The 25,415-nt window shown below is 44.4% G+C and carries 20 protein-coding genes, 1 other RNA gene and 1 pseudogene; 14 read left to right on the top strand and 8 right to left on the bottom strand.

The genetic code is table 11. The annotated features are described in order from the left end of the window. Nucleotides 1-285 precede the first annotated feature (285 nt). Nucleotides 286-652, bottom strand: a transfer-messenger RNA (tmRNA) gene (gene ssrA, locus AB4407_RS09870). Between the two features lie 66 nt (nt 653-718). Further along, the gene (gene smpB / locus AB4407_RS09865) at nt 719-1,204 is read right to left on the bottom strand and encodes an SsrA-binding protein SmpB (RefSeq protein ID WP_004735156.1); all 486 of its coding nucleotides are present in this window, start codon (nt 1,202-1,204) and stop codon (nt 719-721) included. Nucleotides 1,205-1,323: 119 nt separating this feature from the next. Between smpB and AB4407_RS09860 the strand changes: the two genes are divergently transcribed. Both AB4407_RS09860 and AB4407_RS09855 read left to right on the top strand, forming a co-directional pair. Continuing rightward, entirely contained in the window at nt 1,324-1,752 is a 429-nt protein-coding gene (locus AB4407_RS09860; protein WP_004735157.1) for an SRPBCC family protein, read from the top strand. A 3-nt stretch (nt 1,753-1,755) separates the two neighbouring features. Further along, the gene (locus AB4407_RS09855; RefSeq protein ID WP_009848325.1) at nt 1,756-2,067 is read left to right on the top strand and encodes an RnfH family protein; all 312 of its coding nucleotides are present in this window, start codon (nt 1,756-1,758) and stop codon (nt 2,065-2,067) included. 198 nt (nt 2,068-2,265) lie between these two features. Here AB4407_RS09855 and bamE read toward each other — a convergent pair whose 3' ends face one another. The 3 genes from bamE to nadK form a co-directional block, all read right to left on the bottom strand. Then, nucleotides 2,266-2,625 (bottom strand): outer membrane protein assembly factor BamE, encoded by a 360-nt coding sequence (gene bamE, locus AB4407_RS09850; protein WP_009848326.1) that lies wholly within the window; start codon nt 2,623-2,625, stop codon nt 2,266-2,268. A 167-nt stretch (nt 2,626-2,792) separates the two neighbouring features. Continuing rightward, a complete protein-coding gene (recN, locus tag AB4407_RS09845; protein WP_372120429.1) occupies nt 2,793-4,457 on the bottom strand; it encodes a DNA repair protein RecN in 1,665 nt (554 codons plus the stop codon). A gap of 291 nt (nt 4,458-4,748) precedes the next feature. After that, on the bottom strand, nt 4,749-5,633 hold the full coding sequence (gene nadK, locus AB4407_RS09840) for an NAD(+) kinase (protein WP_009848328.1): 885 nt from the start codon (nt 5,631-5,633) through the stop codon (nt 4,749-4,751). Between the two features lie 143 nt (nt 5,634-5,776). On the opposite strand from nadK, the gene grpE reads away from it, so the two are divergent. The 4 genes from grpE to dnaJ all read left to right on the top strand — a co-directional run bounded on the left by grpE (nt 5,777) and on the right by dnaJ (nt 11,823). Further along, nucleotides 5,777-6,358: a nucleotide exchange factor GrpE gene (gene grpE, locus AB4407_RS09835; protein ID WP_009848329.1), complete on the top strand. Its 582-nt coding sequence runs from the start codon at nt 5,777-5,779 to the stop codon at nt 6,356-6,358. Nucleotides 6,359-6,746: 388 nt separating this feature from the next. Next, a complete protein-coding gene (locus AB4407_RS09830; RefSeq protein WP_372120428.1) occupies nt 6,747-8,021 on the top strand; it encodes a dicarboxylate/amino acid:cation symporter in 1,275 nt (424 codons plus the stop codon). 458 nt (nt 8,022-8,479) lie between these two features. Then, nucleotides 8,480-10,393 (top strand): molecular chaperone DnaK, encoded by a 1,914-nt coding sequence (gene dnaK, locus AB4407_RS09825; protein WP_372120427.1) that lies wholly within the window; start codon nt 8,480-8,482, stop codon nt 10,391-10,393. A 284-nt stretch (nt 10,394-10,677) separates the two neighbouring features. Continuing rightward, a complete protein-coding gene (gene dnaJ, locus AB4407_RS09820) occupies nt 10,678-11,823 on the top strand; it encodes a molecular chaperone DnaJ (protein WP_372120426.1) in 1,146 nt (381 codons plus the stop codon). A 306-nt stretch (nt 11,824-12,129) separates the two neighbouring features. On the opposite strand, the gene AB4407_RS09815 is transcribed toward dnaJ, so the two are convergent. Then, the gene (locus AB4407_RS09815) at nt 12,130-12,612 is read right to left on the bottom strand and encodes a type IV pilin protein (RefSeq protein ID WP_372120425.1); all 483 of its coding nucleotides are present in this window, start codon (nt 12,610-12,612) and stop codon (nt 12,130-12,132) included. 51 nt (nt 12,613-12,663) lie between these two features. Here AB4407_RS09815 and AB4407_RS09810 point away from each other — a divergent pair, with 51 nt between their 5' ends. The 7 genes and pseudogenes from AB4407_RS09810 (at nt 12,664) to tadA (ending at nt 18,913) form a co-directional block, all read left to right on the top strand. Next, nucleotides 12,664-13,170, top strand: a complete 507-nt coding sequence (locus tag AB4407_RS09810) for a GspH/FimT family pseudopilin (RefSeq protein WP_372120424.1) — start codon at nt 12,664-12,666, stop codon at nt 13,168-13,170. Further along, entirely contained in the window at nt 13,151-13,783 is a 633-nt protein-coding gene (locus tag AB4407_RS09805) for a PilW family protein (protein WP_372120423.1), read from the top strand. Before AB4407_RS09810 ends, AB4407_RS09805 begins: the two co-directional genes overlap by 20 nt. Beyond that, on the top strand, nt 13,780-15,090 hold the full coding sequence (locus AB4407_RS09800; RefSeq protein ID WP_372120422.1) for a hypothetical protein: 1,311 nt from the start codon (nt 13,780-13,782) through the stop codon (nt 15,088-15,090). The genes AB4407_RS09805 and AB4407_RS09800 overlap by 4 nt, the downstream gene beginning before the upstream one ends. Then, nucleotides 15,080-15,529 carry a prepilin-type N-terminal cleavage/methylation domain-containing protein gene (locus AB4407_RS09795; RefSeq protein ID WP_372120421.1) on the top strand — a complete coding sequence of 150 codons (450 nt, stop codon included), beginning with the start codon at nt 15,080-15,082 and terminating at the stop codon, nt 15,527-15,529. The genes AB4407_RS09800 and AB4407_RS09795 overlap by 11 nt, the downstream gene beginning before the upstream one ends. Nucleotides 15,530-15,825: 296 nt before the next feature. Beyond that, entirely contained in the window at nt 15,826-17,388 is a 1,563-nt protein-coding gene (locus AB4407_RS09790; RefSeq protein ID WP_012603342.1) for an AbgT family transporter, read from the top strand. 220 nt (nt 17,389-17,608) lie between these two features. Further along, nucleotides 17,609-18,219, top strand: a pseudogene (locus AB4407_RS09785) (CNNM domain-containing protein). A 73-nt stretch (nt 18,220-18,292) separates the two neighbouring features. Continuing rightward, on the top strand, nt 18,293-18,913 hold the full coding sequence (gene tadA, locus AB4407_RS09780) for a tRNA adenosine(34) deaminase TadA (RefSeq protein WP_372120420.1): 621 nt from the start codon (nt 18,293-18,295) through the stop codon (nt 18,911-18,913). 61 nt (nt 18,914-18,974) lie between these two features. On the opposite strand, the gene AB4407_RS09775 is transcribed toward tadA, so the two are convergent. Together AB4407_RS09775 and mltF are read right to left on the bottom strand one after the other, a co-directional pair. Next, nucleotides 18,975-19,109, bottom strand: coding sequence for a hypothetical protein (locus AB4407_RS09775; RefSeq protein WP_372120419.1), 135 nt, complete (start codon nt 19,107-19,109; stop codon nt 18,975-18,977). A gap of 291 nt (nt 19,110-19,400) precedes the next feature. Next, nucleotides 19,401-20,969, bottom strand: a complete 1,569-nt coding sequence (gene mltF, locus AB4407_RS09770; RefSeq protein WP_372120418.1) for a membrane-bound lytic murein transglycosylase MltF — start codon at nt 20,967-20,969, stop codon at nt 19,401-19,403. 329 nt (nt 20,970-21,298) lie between these two features. Here mltF and purL point away from each other — a divergent pair, with 329 nt between their 5' ends. Continuing rightward, nucleotides 21,299-25,243, top strand: coding sequence for a phosphoribosylformylglycinamidine synthase (gene purL, locus AB4407_RS09765; protein WP_372120417.1), 3,945 nt, complete (start codon nt 21,299-21,301; stop codon nt 25,241-25,243). Nucleotides 25,244-25,415 lie beyond the last annotated feature (172 nt).

Genomic DNA, 25,415 nt, shown 5'->3' with positions numbered 1-25,415 from the left:
AATACCAATTCCGTTAATTTTGTGATCTAATGTGATTTCTTAAAAGGAGTCCTTATGAAGCATGATTTTCCGAGTCTGATTAATTCCACATCCAATGCTCGACTTAGAATGCGTTATTTATCCGTTTCTCATTTTGTTGACGGTAAAAGCAGAGTCATCTCACTCCGCTTTAGAGATTGGCTAAGACTGATAAGCTAATTAACGGAATTGGTATAATAGCATAATTAATGATTATAAATACAAAAAGGGCGATAACTCAGTGAGTTACCGCCCTTTCCAAACGTTTGGTGGAGCTGGCGGGAGTTGAACCCGCGTCCAAAAATCATTCATCATTGGTACTACATGCTTAGTCGATCTTTAATTTCACCAGCAACCTGCGAACCGACACGCTAGTTAAAGGCTAACCTGAATTATAATTCGCGCTTTTCCTCTCAGGTGGGAGAAGCCACGCTAGCTAGTTTGGGTTTGATCTCTTATTGGTCCCCGTCTTACGAGCGGAAGCTAGGGTAAGAGAGCTCTGAGCAGGTTATTAAGCTGCTAGTGCGTAGTTTTCGTCGTTTGCGACTATTTTTTTGCGGCTTTTAACGTGGCCAACCGCCCCACGGCATGCACCTCAGACTTCAAAATTCCTGTCGAATCCTAAATCAGCCCCAAGTGTTATTTGCATAGTACCAGAAAAGCTTACCCTGTCTAGCACTGTGCGTTTAAGTGCTTAAAATTAACGCAAATTACTCTTCATAATTCGTGCTTTATCTCTCGCCCAATCTTTTTCTTTCATATCAGTACGTTTATCGTGCAGCTTTTTACCTTTCGCTACGCCAACTTTAATCTTCGCCCAAGAGCGAGACCAGTAAAGTGCGGTTGCGACAAGTGTCATGCCTTCACGGTTAATACGACCGATAAGGTTATCGAGTTCTTTTCTCGACATAAGGAGTTTACGAATACGTGTTGGGTTCGCCACGATATGAGTACTCGCTTGAGTTAGCGGAGTGATCGTCATACCACTGATGAATGCTTCGCCGTCTCGGATGTAGACGTAGCTTTCTGCGATATTGGTTTTGCCTTCACGTAGGGATTTTACTTCCCAGCCTTGTAGCTCAAGCCCCGCTTCTATCTCATCATCGATGAAATATTCGTGGCGAGCTTTCTTGTTAAGCGCAATGGTATTACTACCGGCTTTTGATTTTGATTTATTCTTTGCCATAATGGCCTCATTATACGGATTGCGCCCTAGTTGGGGAATCCTTTTTATTTGCGCTCTGGCCCAATACAATTAAAATTGCAGTTTGTGTTAATGTAACGCTGTCTTTAACAGGAGTCTATATGCCAAAGGTTACTCGTTCAGCATTAGTGTCGTTTAGTGCCGACCAGATGTTCAGCTTGGTCAATGATGTTGCTCGTTATCACGAGTTTTTGCCAGGGTGTTCTGGTTCACGTGTGATCGAATCTTCAGATTCAACTATGGTAGCTTCAGTTGATGTCTCTAAAGCGGGTATCAGCAAAACATTTACCACATCGAACCGCTTAGCGGATGGCGCTGAGATCTTGATGGAGCTGGTGGACGGCCCGTTCAAGAAGCTGCAGGGTGGTTGGTACTTTACTCCGCTTGATGAGCAAGCTTGTAAGGTTGAACTTAAGCTAGAGTTTGAGTTCTCTAGCCGAATGATTGAAATGGCATTTGGTAAGGTTTTCAATGAGCTGACGAGTAATATGGTCAGTGCTTTTACTCAGCGCGCGAAACAGGTCTACTAAGCCATGACTATTGAATCGGATATGATCCACGTAGAGGTTGTGTTTGCACTTCCGCATGAACAGCGTGTGTTTACCTTGGTAGTGAACAAGCACGCGACCGTTGAAGAGATCATTGCGCAGTCTGGTGTTTTGGAATTGTATCCAGAGATCGACTTAGCAAAAAACAAGGTTGGCGTATTTAGCCGCAATGTTAAGCTAGATGCGACGGTTCGCGATAAAGATCGTATCGAAATCTACCGAGCATTGTTAGCTGATCCAAAAGAGATCCGCCGTAAGCGTGCTGAGCAAGCGAAAGCAGCCGCAGCTAAATCGTAGTGCTAAAAAAATTCTACTAAGAAGAGAGCTCGCAATGTTGGCGAGCTTTTTTGTGCCGTTGGTTAGACACGCAGCTAATTTGTTAGCGAATATTAAAAAGCCTGCTCGTGTTAGCAGGCTTTTGCGATTCATACTTTGTCGACTGATAGCTTTGTCGACTGATAGCTTTATCGGCTGAGAGTTTTGTTGACTGGAAAGCTAGCGAAGGCTTTCGAAGAACTCATCACTGGCTTCAAAATCACCATTGATCGTGACTAGAGTGCCCGTAGCATCAAAGTTTACGACAAGGTTTTTCTGAATAGGGTCGTTGTGACCTTTCTGATGGTGGTAAATGTAGTACCACGTATCTGGGTAGCCATTTTCGATAAGCATAGGTGAGCCCATAACGTAACGAACTTGTGTTTTTGTCATGCCAAACTTGAGCTGGTCGACAGCTTCTTGTTCAACATAGTTACCCTGATTGATGTCAATTCGATAAACCAACTTCTCTAGTAGAGAGCAACCGGTCAACATTGTTAGTGCAAGTGGAACTGCAACTAACCACTTTTTAATTCGCATAGTTTGAGATCTTTCTTCGCTAAAATACTGCCTGATAATAAACAAGCTCCAGCAAGAAGTAAAAAGCTCCTTGCGCTTTGAGCTTGTTATGACTGGCAATTTTGAATTAAGTTGCAAAATTGCCAAGAATTTTCGGTAAAATATCAGAAAGTTGCTGAATATGTAACCTAAGCTGCGATTAATAGCTCTTTTGCGTTGGCAAGCGTCGATTCGGTAATTTGGCTGCCACCAAGCAGTCGAGCAAGCTCAGAGACGCGTTGTTGTTGATCCAAGGTATGCATCTGGGTCTCTGTTTTACCTGATTTCGTGTTCTTCGCTACAAACAGCTGTTGGTGACCGCAACCGGCAACTTGAGGTAAATGCGTCACACACATCACTTGCGTAGATTCGCCCAGTTTTCGAAGCATTTTTCCGACAACCGCAGCGGTTGGCCCACTGATACCCACATCGACTTCATCGAAAATCAGGCTTGGTGTATCCACTTTTTGTGCGGTGATCACCTGAATCGCTAATGAGATTCGTGATAACTCACCACCAGAGGCCACTTTAGCAATGGGCTGCATTGGTTGGCCTGGGTTGGTCGAAACAATGAAGGTCACGTTATCCATACCCAATGGAGAAGGGTGTGTGTTGGTGTTGTTCACTTCAATGGCAAATTGCGCTTTTTCCATGCTCAGTTCGTGCATGCTTTGCGTGATCAGCTTGTTGAGTTCTTTTGCGTAACGAGTTCGAGATTTATGAAGTTTCTCTGATTTAGCCACAAACGATTGGTATTGGTTTTCTACCTCGTTGGCTAATTCTTCCAACTTTTCATCAGAGCAATCCAGCGCTTCAACTTGTTGTAATAAGTCTTGATGGTGCTTATAAAGCTCTTCTGGCAACACGTGGTGTTTACGAGACATTGACATCACTTTTGAGAAGCGTTCTTCAACGTAAGCCATACGACCGGGATCAACATCAATGCTGTCTAGGTATGTTCTTAACTCGTTGTTGGTTTCTTCAATCTGAATAATGGCTTCAGAAAGCAAGTTTGGTAACTCAGCCAATCTTTCATCGAGCTCCGCTAACTGAATTAAGGAGTTATTGGCCGATTGCAGAATACCAAGCGCATTAACTTCTTCGCCTTCATAAATAAGCTCGATAGCTTGTTGGCAGGTTGTGGCCAGTTCTCCGCTATTGGAGAGGCGCTTATGCTCTTGTTCGAGGTCTTCATATTCTTCCTCCCCAATAGACAGCTCATTTAACTCTTTGATTTGGTATTCAAGAAGTTGTTTTTGAGCTTGGTTTTGCTGGCTATTTTCACGTAACTCTTTTAAGTGGTTATCGGCTTGTCGCCAGGCTTGGTAAGCATTACGTGTCGATTTCAATAGGTTCAAGTGACCTGCGTATTGATCAAGCATGGCCATTTGGTAATCGCTTTTCATCAACTGATGGTGCGCGTGTTGACCATGAATGTTGATCAATAGTTGCCCTAGCGATTTTAATTGTGAAAGAGGCACGGGACTGCCGTTGATGAATGCGCGAGAACGACCTTCTTTAGAGATGGTTCTGCGTAGGATGCATTCACCGCCATCAAGCAGTTCATTGTCTTCTAACCAGCGGGTAGCATGCAGATTGTTCTCAAGTAAAAAAGCGGCACTGACTTCGGTTTTTTCTTCACCTTGTCGAACCATTCCTGCATCAGATCTTCCTCCAAGACACAAGCCTAAAGCGTCGATAGCGATAGATTTACCTGCACCAGTTTCTCCGGTGATTGTTGTCATGCCTTTAGAGAGTTCTAGCTGTAAAGACTTAACAATAGCGAAATTATTAACACTTAGATGAGCCAGCATTTTTATTTACCTGTATAACTGAACAACACTGTATATAAGCTCAGTATATACTGTTTCTTTATACAGTAAAGTCAGCAGGTGAAAATTTTTTGTGACCGATCTCAGAATTGAGCGCGTCCGTAGATAACTGAAACCGCTATAGATTCCCAACTCGGTCGTTCTTCCCTATCGAGAGTGACGGTATAAGCAAATTGACAAGAAGCGAGAGCCGACGGGCTTTTTACTGGTAACAAAAAAGGCTGACGAATGTCGTCAGCCTTTCATAATTCGGTTATTACTAGAGTTGTTTGTCTAGAACAACTTACTCGACCAGCCTAGTTTGTTACGCAGAACATGGTAGTAGTTGTAGTCTTTAGGGTGGATAAGCTTGAGCACATTCGGGCTTTGGTAAATGTGGATCTCATCGCCAGGGGAAACCGGTAGCGAGATTTGACCATCGCAACTGACTTCCTGAGTTCCGCGGTTATCAGGCGATACAATCAGCTTGATACGACGCTTTCCATCCACCACAAGTGGGCGGCTTGAAAGGGTGTGCGGGAACATCGGTACTAATGAAATTGCATTTAAGCTTGATGACAGGATAGGGCCACCACCAGAAAGCGAATAGGCGGTTGAACCTGTCGGTGTTGAGACGATCAAGCCATCAGAACGCTGTGAGAAGGCGAAGCTGTCATCGATATACACTTCGAACTCGATCATATGTGCAACTTGACCTGGGTGAAGTACCGCTTCGTTGAGTGCGGCGTTGTGGCTTTTTATTTGGCCATGACGATGAATTTCAGTTTCAAGTAAGAAGCGCTCTTCTTCCATGAATTCACCCTTGAGTACATCAGTAAGCGCGCTCTGGAAGTTTTCAGGATTCAGATCGGTAAGGAAACCGAGATTACCTCGGTTTACGCCAATCACTGAAATATCGAAACGTGACAAGATTCTAGCGGCACCGAGCATATTTCCGTCGCCACCCACCACAATGGCGAGATCGGCGCGTTTACCTAATTCAATTAGGCTAGAAAAATGTTCTTGTGGGATATCGTCTAAAATTGTAGCGAGTCTGTCATCCACAAACACTTGATAACCCTCAGTACTTAACCACTGATAGAGCTCTCTATGAGTCTGAATTGCTTGCTGATCTCGAGGTTTACCAATAATGGCGATGACTTCAAATGGCTTTTTCATAACGTTTCCAAACGAATTAGGCTTGAATCAAAATTCTTCATCCCCATAATAAAGGCAAGTTGAACGTCTATGCGAGTGTTTTATATCAATTTGGGGTGCAAACACACCTGTCACTTGCATTGAAAACGAATTCTGGAGAGATCATGAGCAACGAAGAAAACAAAGTAACGGAAGAAGAGCTAGATCAAATCATTGCTGAAGCTGAGAAAGTTGAAGAAGCTGAATTAAATGAAGAGTCTGTTGATGAGCAAGAAGCAAAAATCGCTCAACTAGAAGCTGCACTACTTTCTAGCGAATCTAAAGTGAAAGAGCAGCAAGATTCTGTTCTTCGCGCAAAAGCTGAAGTTGAAAACATGCGTCGCCGTAGCGAGCAAGAAATTGATAAGGCGCGTAAATTCGCTTTGAACAAGTTTGCTGAAGGTCTACTTCCTGTCATCGACAACCTAGAGCGTGCAATGCAAGCGGCAGATGCTGAAAACGAAGTGGTTAAGCCACTGTTTGAAGGTGTTGAGCTAACGCACAAAACGTTCGTAGACACAGTTGCTAAGTTTGGTCTTAAAGAGATCAACCCTGAAGGTGAAGTGTTCAACCCTGAATTCCACCAAGCGATGTCTATCCAAGAAAGTCCAGATCACGAATCAAACACGGTTATGTTCGTAATGCAAAAAGGTTACGAGTTAAACGGTCGTGTGGTTCGTCCTGCGATGGTTATGGTTGCTAAGTAATGACGTGTTACTTAGCCAAGTGATTGAGTCGCGCATTGACTGAGCAAGTCGCGGCGACAAAATAAATCACTGGTTTACGAAAAATGAAAAGAGAGGCATATGCCTCTCTTTTTTTGTGCCTATAACTTGAGACCCCACGTAAATAGTCATCAAAACCGCATTAAGAATGTTGTTCCTTTTATATTACCCAGAACAATTATTTAGAGTTTTATATTATGAAACTGGTTGTTAATGAAGAAATGTTTTGATGTCACACTTGTAATTTTTTTGTAAATAAATGCTTTTAATTGTTATCTTTGTATGTAAAATCCACTGCGATATAGCGATTTGACTCGCATATATAACTATAAAAGTACAAATTTCAAACACAACAAACTGGAGAAGAACGATGGATAAATCGCTCTCAAGTAAGATTTTTGTAGGCTTGTTTGCCGGCCTACTTATTGGTACTGCTATTCAGTACCTATTCAACGGTATTGCAGTATTTGATACTTACCTGCTAGGTCTAGCAGAAGGTGTCGGTGGTATGTTTGTCTCTTTGATCAAACTATTGGTTGTTCCACTGGTATACGTATCTATCGTTTGCGGAATTGTTGAATTGAAAGACATTCGTTCTTTCGGTCGCCTAGGTGGTAAAACTTTTGCTCTTTACATTATCAACACCATCATCGCGATTTCTGCAGCCCTAACTGTTGGCCTTATTTTCCAACCGGGTGCTGGCGCAGATTTAGCCGGAACGATTTCTGAGACAGTTCAACTAACAACAACTGAAACTCCAGATATCTTCTCTCTTGTTGTGAACATCGTTCCTAGCAACCCTGTAGAAGCATTTGCAAGTGGCGATATGCTACAGATTATCTTCATGGCAATTTTGACTGGTCTTGCTATTCAGGCTCTTGATTCACGTGGCGGTCCAGCGATCAAAACGTTCAAGATGGCTAACGAAATCATGATGAAGCTTATCGGCCTAGTAATGAGCTTGGCGCCATTTGGTGTATTCGCTCTGATGATTCAATTAGGTGCGACACTGAACGCTGAGACACTGATGTCTGTAGCGGGCTACGTAGCGCTTGTTGTTGCAATGCTAGTGTTCTGGATTTTCTTCTTCTACCCAATGATGGTTGGTATTGCGACAGGTATTACGCCTAAGCAATTCCTACGCGCAACCCGTGAGCAAATCCTTTTCTCACTATCGACGGCAAGTTCGAACGCGACTATCCCAGTAACAATGCGCACTCTAACTGAAAAGCTTGGTGTATCAAGATCTGTGGCTGGTTTCGGTGTTCCACTGGGTGCGACAATGAACATGTCAGGTGTCTCTATCTACATCGCACTAGCGACAATGTTCGTAGCAAACGCATTCGGTCAACCAATCAACACGGCTGACATCTTTACTCTTGGTCTAACTATCTTGCTACTGTCTATCGGTGCTGGTGGTGTTCCTGGTGGTGGTGTTGTAATGGTCGGTGTTTTATTGCACCAACTAGGTTTACCACCAGAAGGTCTTGCAATCATTGCTGCTGTTGACCGTATCAACGATATGTTCTGTACTTCTTCTAACGTAGTGGGTGATACTGCGGTTAACACTATCGTTGCGAAGTCTGAAGGCGAAATCGGCGTTGAATCAAACGAAGAAGCTGAGCTGAAAAAAGCAGAAGCATAATCAGAGATTCTTTCCTCTATAGATAAAATCTAAGTTGAAAGCCTGAATTGATAAACGGAGCCCAAGCGGCTCCGTTTTTTATTGGGAAGGAGATTTTTTCATCTTGCTTTAACTGAGCGTTGATGGCTATTCGAGGGGGATTTTCCTAGCTAGCCTTCATAAAAAAACAGAAACAAGATTGTGCATAACGGTGGATCATCGAATATTGATAACCCCAATTATGAGGCTCATGTAAGGTAATGATATGTATTCGCACCTAATCATTCCTTTTATTAAAATAAATATAAAAAAATCCATTTTCACCCTTGAAAAGGCTTCTTGAGCCCTTATCTATGGTGCATACGAAAGCAAATTACATTTGCACTTTAATTTTGTGTATTAGGGTTGAATCCCTGATTCCCACCCCCACATATGTGGGTATAGCAAAAACTAAATAATATATATTCGGAGATGGCCTGATGGGTAAAATCATTGGTATTGATTTAGGTACTACTAACTCTTGTGTTGCTGTTCTTGACGGCGACAAACCACGCGTAATTGAAAATGCTGAAGGCGAACGCACAACTGCATCAGTAATCGCATACACAGAAGGCGAAACGCTAGTTGGTCAACCTGCGAAACGTCAAGCTGTTACTAACCCTCAAAACACACTATTCGCTATCAAGCGTCTAATCGGTCGTCGTTTTGAAGATGAAGAAGTTCAACGCGATATCGAAATCATGCCTTTCAACATCATTAAGGCTGACAACGGTGATGCATGGGTTGAAGCGCAAGGCCAAAAAATGGCTGCTCCTCAAGTATCTGCTGAAGTTCTTAAAAAGATGAAGAAAACAGCTGAAGACTTCCTAGGCGAAGAAGTAACTGGCGCAGTTGTAACTGTTCCTGCCTACTTCAACGATGCTCAACGTCAAGCAACGAAAGATGCTGGCCGTATCGCTGGTCTAGATGTTAAACGTATCATCAATGAACCTACTGCTGCTGCTCTGGCTTACGGCCTAGACAAGCAAGGTGGTGATCGCACTATCGCTGTATACGACCTTGGTGGTGGTACATTCGATATCTCTATCATCGAAATCGATGAAGTAGAAGGCGAGAAGACTTTCGAAGTTCTTTCAACTAACGGTGATACTCACCTTGGTGGTGAAGATTTCGATAACCGCATGATCAACTACCTAGTAGATGAGTTCAAGAAAGAGCAAGGTATCGACCTTAAAGCTGATCCACTAGCAATGCAGCGTGTTAAAGAAGCAGCAGAAAAAGCGAAAATCGAGCTTTCTTCTACTACTCAAACTGACGTAAACCTACCTTACGTTACTGCTGATGCGACTGGTCCTAAGCACATGAACATCAAAGTGACTCGTGCGAAGCTTGAGTCTCTAGTTGAAGACCTAGTTCAACGTTCTCTTGAGCCACTAAAAGTAGCTCTAGCTGACGCAGACCTATCTGTAGGCGAAATCACTGACGTTATCCTAGTGGGTGGTCAGACTCGTATGCCTATGGTTCAAGCTAAAGTAACTGAATTCTTCGGTAAAGAGCCACGTAAAGACGTGAACCCTGACGAAGCTGTTGCAATGGGTGCTGCTGTTCAAGGTGGTGTACTAGCTGGTGACGTTAAAGACGTTCTACTACTAGACGTTACTCCTCTATCTTTCGGTATCGAAACGATGGGCGGCGTGATGACTAAGCTTATCGAGAAAAACACAACTATCCCTACTAAAGCGGATCAAGTGTTCTCTACAGCTGAAGACAACCAAAACGCAGTAACTATCCACGTTCTTCAAGGTGAGCGTAAGCAAGCGACTTACAACAAGTCTCTTGGTCAGTTCAACCTAGAAGGTATCCAACCAGCACCACGTGGCATGCCACAAATCGAAGTAACATTCGACCTAGATGCTGATGGTATCCTGAACGTATCTGCTAAAGATAAAGCGACTGGTAAAGAGCAGAAGATCACTATCCAAGCATCAGGCGGCCTGTCTGAGGAAGAGATCGAAGCAATGGTACAAGAAGCAGAAGCTAACAAAGAAGCGGACAAAAAGTTCGAAGAGCTAGTAACTGCACGTAACCAAGCTGACCAAATGATTCACGGCACTAAGAAGCAAGTAGAAGAAGCTGGTGAAGCTCTACCTGCAGACGAGAAAGAGAAGATCGAAGCTGCTATCACGGCACTAGAAGAAGTTAAGTCTGGTAACGACAAAGAAGCTATCGACGCTAAAGTTCAAGAACTTATGCAAGCAGCTCAAAAGCTAATGGAAATCGCTCAACAACAAGCTCAAGCACAGCAAGCTGGAGCTGAAGCGGGTGAGCAACCTAAGCAAGACGACGATGTGGTAGACGCGGAGTTTGAAGAAGTTAAAGACGACAAAAAATAATTTCGTCGCAGAGTAGCCTGATTTCGTTGTCTGAAGTGCTCACCTACTAGCGTAGGCTCCGCGCTTCTTCCTAGAACTCAAGCTATCTGCTTAGAAATTTGTCTCGAAGACTTATTAATACGGGCGTCAGAGGTAACTCTCACGCCCGTAAATTTGTATTTAGACTTGTCGATCTAGATAATAGCTTTATTCGGCGTTTCAGCCGGCAGAACTTTTATCTAGATTGATACACAGACTACTGAAGTGATCATTCGGTAGTAGCAATTATTTTGGTGACCTAGAACATGTCAAAACGTGATTTTTACGAAGTATTAGGCGTAAGCCGCGATGCATCAGAGCGCGATATTAAGAAAGCGTACAAACGCTTAGCGATGAAATTCCACCCGGACCGTAACCAAGGTGACGCTGACGCTCCCGAAAAGTTTAAAGAAGTAAAAGTAGCGTACGAGATCCTAACCGATCCTCAAAAGAAAGCAGCGTACGATCAATACGGTCATGCAGCCTTTGAACAAGGTGGTATGGGCGGCGGCGGTGGTTTCGGCGGTGGTCAAGGTGACTTCGGCGATATCTTCGGTGACGTATTTGGTGACATCTTCGGCGGTGGTCGTCGTGGTGGCGGTCAAGCGCGTGCACAGCGTGGTTCTGATTTACGTTACAACATGGAGCTTTCTCTAGAAGAAGCGGTTCGTGGTGTATCTAAAGAGATTGAAGTACCAACACTGGTTGAATGTGATATTTGTGATGGTAGTGGTGCGAAGAAAGGTTCTTCGGCACAAACGTGTGGCACTTGTCATGGCCATGGCCAAGTACAAATGCGTCAAGGTTTCTTTGCGGTTCAACAGACTTGTCCTACTTGTAATGGTAAAGGCAAGATCATTAAAGACCCATGTAACTCATGCCACGGTCAAGGCCGTAAGCAGAAGACGAAAACACTTAACGTTAAAATCCCTGCAGGTGTTGATACTGGTGACCGTATTCGTCTATCTGGCGAAGGTGAAGCAGGGGAGCACGGTGCTCCAGCTGGCGACTTGTACGTACAAGTACACGTAAAAGAGCACAACATCTTTGAGCGTGACGGCAACAACCTTTACTGTGAAGTGCCAGTAAGTTTCTCTATGGCTGCTCTAGGCGGTGAAGTTGAAGTTCCAACACTGGATGGCCGTGTAAACCTTAAAGTGCCAGAAGAGACACAAACGGGCCGTATGTTCCGTATGCGTGGCAAAGGTGTGAAAGGCGTTCGTGGCGGCGGTGTAGGTGACCTAATCGTTAAGCTAGTGGTTGAAACACCGGTTAAGCTAAGCTCTCGTCAGAAAGAACTTCTGCGTGAATTCGAAGAAACATGTTGTGGTGAAGCGGCAAGCAAGCACAAGCCAAAATCTGAAGGTTTCTTCAGCGGCGTGAAAAACTTCTTCGATGATCTAACTAAGTAATCAGTACAGTTATTTGATAGCTTAAGTTACTAATAAAAAATAAAAACCTGCTCATGTAGCAGGTTTTTTGTGTCTGAAGATAGTGTTTTCAAAGTGATGTTAAACCTTTGGCTTCAGATTTTACGCGGCTTCTGATTTCTACATTATACCAATCGTAGTAAATAACTGGTCAGCCTAGCTAGTTAAAACACTCGATAACTGCGTTGTGATTTTTGATTGTAGAATAACTACTTATCAGAAAATCACGCCTTGTTCTCAAGCCTTTCTCCTGCGCTATTTCTGATCACTTACTTACTGTGATTGGTATTACTTCCAACACGCTTGAGGCACAGAAACTCCTGAGTGATGTAGCTCCAGAATATCAGTCGGTGAGTCTAAACAGCCATCATTTGTCTGTGGTCCATGTGGCTCTGCTTGAATGGAGTATGAGGTACTGCTAGCCGAAATTGTTAGTGTGTACCTGCTTGTATCGGTATCGCAAAACGCGCACGTTCCTCCTGAAACTATGTTTCCAGCAGCCGTGGCATAATTTCCGGCGTAAGCACTCTCAAGTTCAAGTTGAATTTTTGCCATATCTGCTATCGCTGTCATTCGATGCGATTTTAAAACATGGCTTGTGTAGCTTGGATAAGCTATTGCACTGAGTACCCCTACAATGGCAACAGCGATCAATAATTCGATCAGTGTCATTCCTTTCATACTTAAATTGTTGTTGTTACATCTTTTTATTCGAATCTTCACGAGTAGTTTCCTTTCATAACCCTGTCCATTTTTCTCGGGTGGTAGCATCGGTGCAAGATTAAATATGATTACGCACCTGATTACATAGGAATTTGGGAAATGACTCGCGGGTTTACTTTATTAGAGCTGTTAATAACGGTGTCGATACTGTCGATATTGGTAGCGACGGCTGCCCCGAGTTTTAGTTCAGTCACCCAAACAGTCAAGATACAGCGCCTTGCTGGAGAGTTGAATGGTTTCTTAGTACAGGCAAAGTCTGAGTCTGTGAAAAGAAATCAAAAACTCTGGGTACATTTCTCGACGGCTAAAAATGAAGAGCAATCTACGGGGGAGTGGACAGTATGGTTGAAGCCTACGGAAGATCTATCTGGTGATACATTGCTGATGTTGTCGGGAGAACCGTTTCGAGATTTATCGTTTTCTCATAACTATACAGGCTCAAAAATCAGCTTTGAAAGTGTAAGAGGGAGGCCTGCCAGAGGTTCGATTTACTTGGCTCCTAAAAGAGCTTCAACCGACCGGCTTTTGATTAAACTATCTAGCCCTCCGGGGCGAATTAAAGTGTGCGGCGAATCAGGCGCTCAGTATGGTTACTATGCTTGCTAAGGCCTGCAGCAGAAGCTTGCGAAAGCAAAAGGGTGCATCTCTCATTGAACTGATGGTCACCTCCGTTATTGGTGTATTTGCGATTGCTATTATCGGCAGCGTATTTATGACGGGGCACAGAATAGCTAGAGATAAAGGCATTGAGCTATTGCTGCTGCAAAACCTTACGAGCACGATGCAGGTAATGAAAGAAGATATTCAACGAGCAGGCTACGATGGTTCAAATGGTGAATCCCTGAAGCTGTTAGGTGCCGTTAACACGATTCATGTTAGCGGTGGTGTTGAGGTGGGGTTCGTCTATTTCAAAGAGGGATCAACTGACGGAAAAAACTACAGGAATATCGTGTATAAAAAGGAGGGGACTCGATTGAAAGTTTGTGAAAAGGGCGTTCTTACTCCAGGGAACATTTTAGCTCATGATCAAGTTACCTCATGCTACTCACTTTTCGACGATAGCATTATCTCCGTTGACGATTTATCAATATCCTCACAAGTGTTGAGCAAAAATGGGGTGAGCACTACGCTCACTGATTTGAATATTGTTGCGTCAATTCCGAGTGCAGGGATCTCTAAAGGCGTCGCTATAACCGTTAAGCAAAGGAATTGGCAATGACCTCGGTAAAGCAGCAAGCTGGAGTGGCTACGTTGTTAATCACATCTGTTTTAGTGTTGAGTGCTTTAATTGTTACGTTGGGCACCTATCGCAGTGTTTTTCATCAAATTAAGGTCGCGCAGAATGAAGTTCAAGTCCGCAAAGCTCATTGGAACGCCGAGGCTGGGTTGGAGTGTGGTTTTACCTATATAGCTGAAAATGATCTCACGGCTATTCCCAATGATTTAATGAATCACTGTCAGCTGTCGAAAGTCCTTACATTGAAATCAGATAACCTAACACCGAATATATTGGTGTCGAGTGCTCACTATTTATCTCTGAACAAAGAGATAAATTTTAACAATTCGTCGGGGCTAGGGGCGATGCAAACCAATTCGAGTTTGGAGTTTATTTCTGATCACAATATCGATATTACCCCAGATATTAGTCTTACCGCGGTCGGTGGTATTAACGAATGTGTGTCTGTTCGGTTCTTAGATAGCGTGATCTATAAAAACCAAGGCGGCGGGCGTTTGAAGACAATCACACCCACGGGCGGTCTCCCTCCTTTTCCTACCTTTGAGTCTTGCCAACCGACAACCGATATTAACCGCAATGCAACTATTGATTCAGTGGGGTCATTGCCTTCAAATGCTTTTCAATCAGATTTCAAATTTGACCCAGCCATCGATACTTTCTCAAATTACTTTGGGGTATCTAAAACGTCAGAAAATATTGACCAGATTAAGCGTGATTATCATGTGATTGACCTCATTGACAGGACTACATCTCCCCCCAAGCACACTGATTTAGTCAATGGAAAGTATCAAGGCAATAAGTGTAGCCAAGCGATTAATAATGCCTTTGCTAGTGGCAAAGATAAGGTATGGGTGATCGGTGATTGCGTGGTCTATCACCCGCCCATTAATGTGGTAGAACCTATCCCCGGTGTTATTACTCCGCGTTCGTTAGTGATTCAAGATGGCATCGTTGCGAACGGTAATGCAAGTGTGTTTGATGGTTCCTTTTATCACCTAAATGATATGAGTATATACGACGAACCAGCCTCCCCTGATGTAGATACCGACCTATTGAGCGGCTTATGGGCCAAAGTTCCAAATACGATACCTATCGCCGGCTTAGTGCAGAGCAATTCGGTTTATATTGGATTTGCTTCTTTTTTCCCCAAGGGAGGGATGTTCTTTGATTCAGTTGGCGGACTATCGACAATTCAAGGTTCGATTAACTTAGATTACACAGGCGAATACAACCCCCATAGTGTTCCTTTGAAAGCCGAATGGAAAAAGGGATCATGGAATGACTTATAAAAATTCAGGTTTTAGCTTGATAGAGGTTCTGATCTCTTTCCTATTGATCGGTATCGCTTCGCTAGGGCTGGTTAAACTACAGGTCTATGCAGAACAAAAATCGGATTACGCGCTGCACAGTGTAGAGGCGCTTCATTTTGCTGAAAGGCAGATGGAGTATTATCGAACTCGTGTATCGGATATGGGGGGAGCTGTAGGATTAATCCTTTTTACGGATCTCAATCAAGCGGACTACTGTCGCAATGCGACAAGTTCGGATCCTTTATCGGGTTTGTCGGGCTCTGGGTATACGATGACCTGTGAAGTGACAAATGCCAGTGGTTCCTTGTCTCATGCTCTGAAAAACATTACGGTGACTGTTGCTTGGCAAGACCGTATGAACCGTGCACAAAGCATTTACCTCGAAACTATGCTCTCCAAATACAGTGAGTTTGATTGATCTATTAAGCAAACGTTTACTGCATGCCAAGCCCTACGCTTCTCCCTTCTGATGGTTTGTCACTCCTCGGACATTGTTTACGTGCCAGTTAAAACTCTGCATATGGAATGATGTTTTTTTGTTTTTATATTGTTGCTGTTGTACGGCATTTTTGCAAAATATGTCTCCATTTATGGAAAATGATGTGGAACCTTGTGCTTTTTAACAGCGACTTTAATAGAATATGTGCTGTACCAATAGGCCATGGTCAAAACTTATATTAGGCCTAAACAAACAACATCACATATGGAGTTACCATGAGTAACCAAGCCGTAAAAAAAGCACCATCGACTGAGAAAATCAGTGGTATGGATCGCTTTCTAAACTTCATTGAACGCGCCGGCAACAAAATTCCAGATCCAGCAATTTTGTTCTTCTGGGCTCTAGTTATTGTATGGGTAGCATCTGCACTTTTGTCGAACCTTTCATTCGACCTAATCAACCCTCAAACGGGTGCTGCTCTAGAAGTTAACAACCTACTTACTGGTGAAGCGCTTGCTAGCTTCCTAGCGAATATGGTTACCACGTTCACAGGCTTCGCGCCGCTAGGCATCGTACTTGTTGCTATGCTAGGTGTTGGCGTTGCAGATTCTTCAGGCTTCATTACGACTGGCCTTAAGAAGATGCTTAACTTCACGCCAGCTAAGCTACTAACGCCAATGCTAATCCTTGTTGCTATCGTGTCTCACACAGCAGCAGATGCAGGTTACGTTCTAGTAATCCCTCTTGGCGGTATCATCTTCCACGCGGCGGGTCGTCATCCTCTAGCGGGTATTGCAGCAGCGTTTGCTGGTGTATCAGGTGGTTTCTCAGCGAACTTCATTCCTTCAGGTATTGACCCGCTACTAGCAGGGTTCACTCAAACAGCGGCAAACGTTCTTGACCCTGCATACGTGATCAACCCTCTAGCGAACATCTTCTTTACTGGTTTGTCTTCAATTCTAATTGTGGCAATTGGTTGGTACGTTACAGAGAAAATCATCGAGCCTCGTCTTGCTAACACTCCTGTTGATGAAGATGCAGAGCAAGCACCTGATTTAGGTACGTTCACAGCCATTGAATCTAAAGCATTCAAATTCGCTGGTTGGGCAATGGTTGCCGGTATTGGTCTGCTTATCGCGGCTCTAATGCCTGAAAACTCAGCACTTCGTTCACCTGAAGGCGAGCTAACGGCGTTCTCAGCACCAGTAATGAAGTCTATCGTTCCTCTGATCTTCATCCTGTTTATTATTCCGGGTATCGTTTACGGCCGTGTAGCGGGTACATTCAAGAATAGTAATGATGTTATCAAAGCAATGTCTGAGACGATGGCAACGATGGGCGCATACATTGTAATGTCGTTCTTCTGTGCTCAGTTCCTATCAGCATTTGCTCAATCAAACATCGGTACTATGCTGGCGCTTTACGGTGCTGAAGGCTTGAAAGCAATGGATCTTCCTGGTGAAGCAACGGTTGTTGGTATGATTCTACTAACGGCTTCAGTTAACCTTCTTGTAGGTTCGGCTTCAGCTAAGTGGGCTCTTATCGGTCCTATCCTAGTTCCAATGCTAATGGTTGTGGGTATCTCTCCTGAGCTATCTCAAGCGGCTTACCGTGTAGGTGACTCAGTGTCTAACATCATCTCTCCACTAATGGTGTTCTTCCCACTGGTTGTTGTTTACTGTCAACGCTACGTTAAGTCGACAGGTATCGGTACTCTAGCTTCTCTAATGATGCCATTCTCGATTGCTATGCTAATCGGTTGGTCTATCTTCTTGCTAGGTTACTGGGCTCTAGGTATCCCGCTAGGTATCCAAGCACCTTATACTTACACAATGTAAGCCAAGTACTAAAGCTAAAGTCAGTAAGATAAAATCATCGAAGCCCGCACCGAAATGTGCGGGTTTTTTTTCGCTATTTTTGTCTGTTTTTTCATACTCCAGACTTTTTATATAAAAACACTTCATATCAAAAGCTTTTTATATTAAAAATAAAGACACTCAGCTTATACTCCGGATTACGGCTAATTGTTGGCCGGTAAATTTAGGAAATCCAAACCACATGAAGATTCTGCTTTTAGTAGGGTTAATTGTTTTAAATGGTCTGTTTGCCATGTCAGAGATTGCATTGGTAGCAGCAAAGAATAGTCGGTTGAAACGCTTAGCCGAAAAACACCGTTCCGCTCAGGTTGCACTTGAGCTCAAAGAGAACCCAACCCGCTTCCTATCAACCATTCAAATCGGTATCACTGTAATCGGCCTGCTCAGCGGTATTGTGGGTGAGGCGACGCTGTCTGCTCCATTGGCCGTTCAACTTGAACTGTGGGGACTCGAACCAACACAAGCGAATATCCTGTCTACCGCGGTAGTTGTTGTGGGTATTACTTACTTCGCGATTGTTGTAGGTGAGTTAGTGCCAAAACGTTTTGCTAATCTCAAGCTGAAAACATTGCTGTGCTAGTCGCGCTAGAGCTGTCGGATTTTGAGGGAGAAAGCGAGAGCTTCCAAACATTGAATGGCCTTGTGACTTGGTTAATAGGGCGCTTACCTGACGCAGGTGAAGTTGTTCAATATCAGCAGTGGCAGTTCGAAATTATCTCTGTTGAGAACAATCGCATTGTGAGTGTTAAAGCGACGCAAACCGTTAATGATGTCGTTGAAGCGGCAAGCTAAATAGATAGCTAATCATTTAGATGGTGGCTATTGTTCATTATCTCTTTGTTGTTCATAGCCACCAAGATTAGGTATGCTTCACCGCATACCTTTTTTGTTTCTATCGTTTGTTTTTCTGGAGCTCCCTTTGTCAGACCATCAATTCAGCCCTCAAGATGAAATCTTCATGCGACGCGCCATCGAGGTAGCTAAGCAAGCAGAAAAAGAGGGAGAGGTTCCCGTTGGTGCTGTACTAGTGAAAGATGGGGAGGTTATATCTGAAGGATGGAACCGCTCGATTGGCTGCCACGATGCAACCGCACATGCAGAAATCGAAACCTTGCGTAAAGCAGGGCAAGCTCTGGAAAATTACCGTCTACTCGATACCACCTTATACGTCACGTTAGAGCCGTGCCCTATGTGTGCAGGAGCCTTGTTACATAGCCGAGTAAAACGCATTGTTTTTGGTGCGCCGGATCTAAAAGCAGGTGCGGCGGGCACTGTGTTGAACTTGTTTGAAAGCCAAGCCTCGTACCACTATGCCGATGTTGAGCATGGTTTGTTAGAGGAAGAGTGCCGTGAACAACTACAGGCGTTTTTTAAACGTCGTAGAAAAGAGATAAAAGAGAAGCGAAAGCTTGAGCGTTTGCAAGAAGAGCAGCGTTTAGAATCCGATAAGGCAAGTAACAAGAATAAGGTCTGTAACAAAAAATAGCAGCAAGCTTTCGGCACTCTCAATCATAAGAGTGCCAAGCAAACTTACTTGGTCATTACTTTTACTCAGCAATCATCTGCATGAAAGCACGGTTGCGCCAAATGATCTTCTTCTTATTATTTGAAAGCATACGCTTACGACGGTTGGCAGCAACGGTCTTATCAAGGCGTTTCGATTTCAGTTTGTTCCTCATCATTTCAACGATTTCCTATTTGTCGTCTAGCTTTGTAATTATGACTTCAGTTTTAATTGTAGTGGTTATTTTTTATAAGCTCTGCCACGAACTTAGCGTTAGCTTTCTGAACCACTATCGTGATGGCTAAGAGCTAAATGCAACCGAGCATGATGTCGCTTATGGTGTGACGTTATAAAGTTCTGTTGTTACTGCAATATGACACACTGGATATAGCAGGCGTTTTGTTTGTTTTGGTCATTTATCGTGATGCAATAAAAAAGAGCAATGCTAAATGGCATTGCTCTTTTTCTTTTATTTGGAAGACTCAGCGTCGTTCACCGCGGATTCAGCCTCACTGATTGTTGATTCAGCATCTGAAACCTCTAGAGGTGGGATAACTACCAAACCTTCAAGGCTCGCTTCTTCCGCTTTATTACGCTTATTTACATGGCCAATAATGCTCTGATAATAACGGCGAATGTTCTCAACGTAATTCCTTGCTTCATCACCACGCGCATACCCGTAACGAGTTTTGCTGTAGTACTTCTTCTGTCTTAGCAGAGGAAGCCTGTCTTTCACATCACCCCAAGCATCAGGATCACCGCCTTGTGCTTTGGTTAAGCGACGAGCATCCATCATGTGCCCGTAACCTACGTTATATGAGGCAAGCGCAAACCAGATCTTCTCGTGTTGGGTGATTGAATCTGGTACTCGATTCACGATACGACGCAGGTATTCAACACCGCCTTGTACCGACTGTTTCGGATCGAGACGATTGGTTACACCAACGCTCTTCGCAGTAGGCAGCGTCAACATCATCATGCCTCGAACACCGGTTGGAGAGCGTGCGACAGGATTCCAGTGTGACTCTTGGTATGCTAAAGCAGCAATCAAGCGCCAATCGAACTCTTGCGAATATTTCTGAAACAGTGGCGACCATTTTGGCAGCTTGCTATCTAATGCGCGGATAAAGGCACGAGTATCAACATAGTCAAAGGTGCCGATATGGCCGATGTATTTTTCTTCCAGTGAAGCCAGTTCACCAGACTGTTTTAGGTTACCAAAGAACTCAATCAGTAATGCATACAGGCTTTCATCTTCAGATTTCTGTAAGTACCAAGAGATAGGTTGGTCTTCTGTTAGCTCAAAAGCGAGAGCGATCTCTGGATACAAACGTTGCGCCAATGAAAGCTCAATTGAATCTGCAACGGTAAACAGTCGCTCTCCTGTCGATACTTCTTTTAGTAGGTCGTTGATGTCCGCATTACCGACCGCATCGTAGATAAAGTCGTCATGTGTGTTTTGTAGCTGTTTTAATGTTGGCTCGAAGTGTGAGTCTTTTACTACAACTAAAGAGGGGGTCAGTGTCTCGCTTGATGACGCCTCTTCTGATTCAGTTTGTGCTTTTTCAAACTCAGCCTGACGTTCATTCTCAAATTTGATCAGTTGTTGAAGGTTTCTTGGGCGCCACTGTCCTTTTTTGTACACGACTTGTTGGCTTACATAATAATAAGCTGGCGCAGCGCGATAAGCGCGTGTCAGGTTACTATTTTGCGTCAACCCAGTTGCGATAAGATCGATTTCGCCTTTCTGCAGGGCAGGGAATAGGCCGGATAAGCGGTAAGCGGGTTTAATCTCAAGCTGTACACCAAGCTCCTGCGCAAATTCACGAGCTAACTCGTAATCCAAACCAGCAGGGCCGTCGGGACCAATGTAATAAGAGAGTTGGTTATTTAGGGTGCCGACGCGAAGAACGCCTCGCTCTCGTATCTGCTCAAGGACACTTTTAGGTTCTGACTCAATCTGGCATCCAGCCAACCCAACTAGGGCAATGGCGAGTAGAAGGAACTTAGACGAAAAGATGAGCGTAAATTTAGGCATCAAAATGAAATCTCGAAAAGTGGAAGCCCCTTTATACCAAACCCCGCAAGGCTGGCAAAGCAGGTTTATTTAAACAGTTGAAAAAGTGCTGATAAATGCAGCAAAAGTACCATTTGCGCATGAAGATAAAAAAAATCACGCAAACGGTTGCTTTTGGTGTTACGTCACAAAAAGAAATGCTTTATAATGCGCTCGCATTGAAGAGGTGGAATCGGCATAGGTTTGGCAACCTTCGGGAATAGCTTCGAAGAAAACAGTTAGGTTGTTCCTATAACCCACTGAATTTATTCCAATACTACCTTAATCAACTGCATAAGAGACCTAAGCACATGAGAATTTTGCGTGGCTCCCCAGCTCTATCTGAGTTTCGTGTTAACAAGCTTTTAGAGCTTTGTCGTGAATTAAGCTTACCTGTAACAGGTATTTACGCTGAGTTTGCCCACTTTGCTGATCTAACGGCAGACCTAGACGAGTCTGAAGTTGAGAAGCTAGAAAAGCTACTGACTTACGGTCCAACGCTTTCTTGTAAAGAGAATGGTGAAGAGCATGAACCTGAAGGTTTATTGCTGCTTGCCACGCCACGTCCAGGCACTATCTCGCCTTGGTCTTCAAAATCAACTGATATCGCACACAACTGCGGGCTGGCTAAAGTGTCACGTCTAGAGCGCGGTACAGCTTTCTACATTGAAACTTCTTCTGAACTTTCTGAGCTTCAACTTGTTGAGCTGAAAGCGATTCTACACGATCGTATGATGGAAGTGGTTTTCACTGACTTCGAATCGGCAGCGGCACTATTCAAAGTCGCTGAGCCTGCTCCTTATGCGGAAGTTGACCTATTAACTGGCGGACGTAAAGCGCTTGAAGAAGCAAACGTTACCCTAGGTCTTGCACTTGCAGAAGATGAGATTGATTACCTTCTTGAAAGCTTCACTGAAAAGCTAGGTCGTAACCCGACTGACATCGAGCTAATGATGTTTGCACAAGCGAACTCAGAGCACTGTCGTCACAAAATCTTCAACGCTGATTGGACTATCGACGGCGTTAAGCAAGAAAAATCATTGTTCAAGATGATTAAGAATACGTTTGAAGTGACTCCTGACAACGTTCTGTCTGCTTACAAAGATAATGCGGCGGTAATGACTGGCTCTGAAGTAGGTCGCTTCTTCCCAGATCCAGAAACTCGTCAGTACAACTACCACCAAGAGAAAACACACATCTTGATGAAAGTTGAAACGCACAACCACCCAACGGCAATCTCTCCATGGCCGGGCGCATCAACAGGTTCAGGCGGTGAAATCCGTGATGAAGGCGCAACTGGTATTGGTGGTAAGCCAAAAGCGGGTCTGGTTGCTTTCTCTGTATCTAACCTTAAGATCCCGAACTTCGTTCAACCTTGGGAAACTGACTTTGGTAAGCCGAGCCGTATCGTTACTGCTTTGGATATCATGCTTGAAGGCCCTCTTGGTGGCGCAGCATTCAACAACGAATTTGGTCGTCCAAACCTACTAGGTTACTTCCGTACTTACGAAGAGAAAGTAAACTCTCACGCAGGTGAAGAAGTACGTGGTTACCACAAGCCAATCATGCTGGCTGGTGGTCTAGGTAACATTCGTGATGATCATGTTCAGAAGAAAGAGATCCCAGTAGGTGCAAGCCTAATCGTTCTTGGCGGTCCAGCAATGAACATCGGCCTTGGTGGCGGTGCTGCATCTTCAATGGATTCGGGTTCTTCTTCTGAAGACTTAGATTTTGCTTCTGTACAACGTGAAAACCCAGAGATGGAGCGTCGTTGTCAGGAAGTTATCGACCGTTGTTGGCAGCTAGGTGATGCGAATCCAATCGCATTCATCCACGATGTGGGCGCGGGCGGTATCTCGAATGCACTTCCTGAGCTAGTCGACGACGGCGAGCGTGGCGGTATCTTCAACCTACGTGACGTACCAAACGATGAGCCGGGTATGAGCCCACTTGAGATCTGGTGTAACGAATCTCAAGAGCGCTACGTAATGGCGGTTGCTGATAAAGACATGGCAACATTCGACGCGATTTGTAAGCGTGAGCGTGCACCATACGCAGTAGTTGGTAAAGCAACTGAAGAGCGCGATCTGAAATTAGAAGATTCACACTTCGACAACACGCCAATCGATATGCCTATGGACATCCTATTAGGTAAAACACCTAAGATGCACCGTGATGCGAAGACGCTAAAAGCAAATAACCCAGCGATTGACCGTTCTGGTATTGAACTAAACGAAGCGGTTGACCGTGTTCTTCGCCTACCGACAGTCGCTGAGAAAACATTCCTTATCACTATTGGTGACCGCTCGGTAACAGGCCTTGTGGCTCGAGACCAAATGGTTGGCCCTTGGCAGGTTCCTGTTGCTAACTGTGCTGTCACTGCAGCAAGTTACGACTCTTACCACGGTGAGGCGATGTCTCTTGGTGAGCGTACGCCAGTGGCACTACTAGACTTTGGCGCATCGGCTCGTCTAGCGGTTGGTGAAGCGATCACTAACATCGCAGCGACTAACATCGGCGATATCAAACACATTAAACTGTCAGCGAACTGGATGTCTCCAGCGGGTCACCCAGGTGAAGATGCAGGTCTTTACGAAGCGGTGAAAGCAGTCGGTGAAGAACTATGTCCAGCACTGGGTCTAACTATCCCTGTGGGTAAAGACTCAATGTCGATGAAGACGAAGTGGGAAGAGAACGGCGAGCAGAAAGAAGTCACGTCTCCGCTATCTCTTGTTATTACTGCGTTTGCTCGTGTTGAAGATGTTCGTAAGACGATTACGCCTCAGCTTCGCACTGACAAAGGTCATACAAGCCTAGTACTTATCGACCTAGGTAACGGCAAAAACCGTCTAGGTGCAACGGCACTGGCACAAGTTTACAAGCAGCTTGGTGATAAGCCAGCTGACGTAGACAACGCATCACAACTAAAAGGCTTCTATGAAGGCGTTCAAGCACTGGTTGCTAATGACCAAGTTGTTGCTTACCACGATAAAGGCGATGGCGGTCTATTCGTAACGCTAGCAGAAATGGCGTTCGCAGGTCACTGTGGTGTTAACGCTGATATTGCAGCGCTTTTATCTGCATCAGAGAATAGCGAAGATACACTAGCAGCACTATTCAACGAAGAGCTAGGTGCGGTAATCCAAGTTCGTAACGATGACCTAGACGCAGTACTTTCTACTCTTGCGGCAAACGGCCTAGAAGCATGTTCACACGTAATTGGTAGCGTTGTTGGTGAAGGGGAAGCATCTGATGAGCTAGTGATTAAGTCTGGCGCAGACGTTGTAATCCAGCGTAACCGTACTGAACTACGTACTATCTGGGCTGAGACGACGCACAAGATGCAAGGTCTACGTGATAACCCAGTATGTGCTGACCAAGAACACGAAGCAAAGAAAGACAACTCAGACCCAGGTCTGAACGTGAAACTAAGCTTCGATGTTAATGAAGATATTGCTGCTCCTTACATCAACACGGGCGCTAAGCCTAAGATGGCGATTCTGCGTGAGCAGGGTGTTAACTCTCACGTTGAAATGGCAGCAGCATTTGACCGCGCAGGCTTCGAAGCGACTGATATCCACATGAGCGACATCCTAACGGGTCAAGCGGTTCTAGAAGAGTACAACGGCCTTGTGGCATGTGGTGGCTTCTCTTACGGTGACGTATTAGGCGCTGGTGAAGGTTGGGCTAAGTCAGTTCTGTTTAACGACTCTACTCGTGACCAGTTTGAAAACTTCTTCAAGCGTGAAGATACCTTCTCTCTAGGTGTGTGTAACGGTTGTCAGATGCTGTCGAACCTACGTGAACTCATCCCTGGTGCAGAGTACTGGCCACGTTTCGTTCGTAACGAATCAGAACGTTTTGAAGCTCGTTTCAGCCTAGTTGAAGTTCAGAAGTCTGATTCTGTATTCTTCAACGGCATGGAAGGTTCTCGTATGCCAATCGCTGTTTCTCACGGTGAAGGCCGCGTAGAAGTACGTGATAACGACCACCTAAACGCGATTGAAAATTCAGGTACGGTTGCTCTACGTTACGTTGATAACAACGGTAACCAAACGCAGCAATACCCGAACAACCCGAACGGTTCGCCAAACGCTATCACTGGTTTAACAACGACTGATGGCCGTGTGACTATCATGATGCCTCACCCAGAGCGTGTATTCCGTACGGTTGCTAACTCTTGGTCTCCAGAAGGTTGGGGCGAGAATGGTGCTTGGATGCGTATGTTCCAAAACGCACGTAAGAACATAGGTTAATTAATAAAACACAGGGTTAATCTGAACTAAGATTAACCCTGACGAAAAACAAAAGCGCAGGCCAATAGGTCTGCGCTTTTTTTTTGTTTTTGTTGTTGTTTTTGTTGTTGTTGTTGTTGTTGTTGTTGTTGTTTAAATTTTATATGGTGCGGCCGGTAGTCAAACTTACTTT

Origin of the sequence: Vibrio sp. 10N.261.46.E11 (assembly GCF_041472735.1) — a bacterium.
Lineage (GTDB): Bacteria > Pseudomonadota > Gammaproteobacteria > Enterobacterales > Vibrionaceae > Vibrio.
This window is presented reverse-complemented; position numbering and strand designations above follow the sequence as displayed.